This is a genomic window from Polynucleobacter sp. 35-46-11 (assembly GCF_002281105.1).
The window spans coordinates 1-1,158 of record NZ_NCFJ01000684.1 but is presented as its reverse complement, the minus strand read 5'-3'; the positions used below and the strand labels follow the sequence as shown (position 1 = coordinate 1,158).

Below are 1,158 nucleotides of genomic sequence, written 5' to 3'. Positions count from 1 at the left end.
GTGATATCAAAATCGTGGCGATTAATGCCATGGGAGATATCGATATCAATGCTCACTTAACGCAATATGATTCTGCGCACGGTCGTTTTCCTGCTGAAGTAAAAGTAGATGGGGATTGCATGGTGGTAAATGGCGATCGCATCAAAATGTTCTCGACCCGCAATCCTTTAGAAACCCCTTGGGGCGAGTTGGGTGTGGACTTAGTGCTCGAGTGCTCCGGCAAGTTCACCTCAAAAGAAAAAGCCATGGTGCATATCTCTCAGGGCGCGAAGAAAGTATTGATCTCTGCTCCCGGTGAAAAAGATGTGGATGCCACAATTGTTTACGGTGTAAATCAGCAAGTGCTTAAACCAAGTGACGTCGTGGTTTCTAACGCGAGCTGCACGACTAACTGTTTAGCACCTTTGGTTAAGCCATTGCTGGAAAAAATTGGTATCGAGTCTGGCTTGATGACAACGATTCATGCATTTACAAATGACCAGGTTCTGACTGACGTGTATCACAAGGATATGCGCCGTGCGCGTTCTGCTGTGAGCAGTATGATTCCAACCAAGACCGGTGCTGCAAAAGCGGTTGGTTTGGTGTTGCCAGCTTTGGCAGGACGCTTTGATGGTTTTGCAATGCGCGTGCCTGTCATTAACGTTTCTGTCGTGGATTTAACCTTTGCTGCCAGCCGCGCTACTAGTGTGGACGAAGTCAACTCCATCCTCAAAACAGCAAGCGAGGGTGAATTGAAGGGTATTTTGGGTTTCAATACCTTGCCTTTGGTATCGATCGACTTCAATCATGATCCACGCCCCAGTATTTACGATGCTTCCCAGACTCGCGTGTCAGCAGATGGTAAGTTGGTCAAAGTTTTGGCTTGGTATGACAACGAGTGGGGCTATTCAGTCCAAATGCTCAATGCCGCTGAAGCATTAATGGCTATAAAGTGAGTAATTGATGAGGTTTTAAAGCTAAAAGAGTTTAAAATCTTATTTTGTATGTAAAAAAGACCTCAATTGAGGTCTTTTTTCATTATCTGCACCTATCTTCCTCGATTAAGACTTCGGCTTATTGCGACAATTCTTCTTTTGGCAGTGGCCATACATGGCTAAGGAGTGCTCTTGGAGCTTAAAACCAAGGTTTTTAGCAATATCGCGCTGCCTTTTCTCAATT

Annotated in this window: 1 protein-coding gene and 1 pseudogene; one reads left to right on the top strand and one right to left on the bottom strand. The window is 45.1% G+C overall.

Features of this window, described 5'->3' with window-relative positions; all coding sequences use genetic code 11:
• Window positions 1–935: type I glyceraldehyde-3-phosphate dehydrogenase (gap, locus tag B7Y67_RS18775; RefSeq protein ID WP_293599929.1), on the top strand; the 935-nt coding region annotated here is incomplete at its 5' end.
• Between the two features lie 105 nt (window positions 936–1,040).
• On the opposite strand, the pseudogene B7Y67_RS18770 reads toward gap, so the two are convergent.
• Window positions 1,041–1,158: pseudogene (locus B7Y67_RS18770) on the bottom strand (ferric iron uptake transcriptional regulator); the annotation flags it as partial.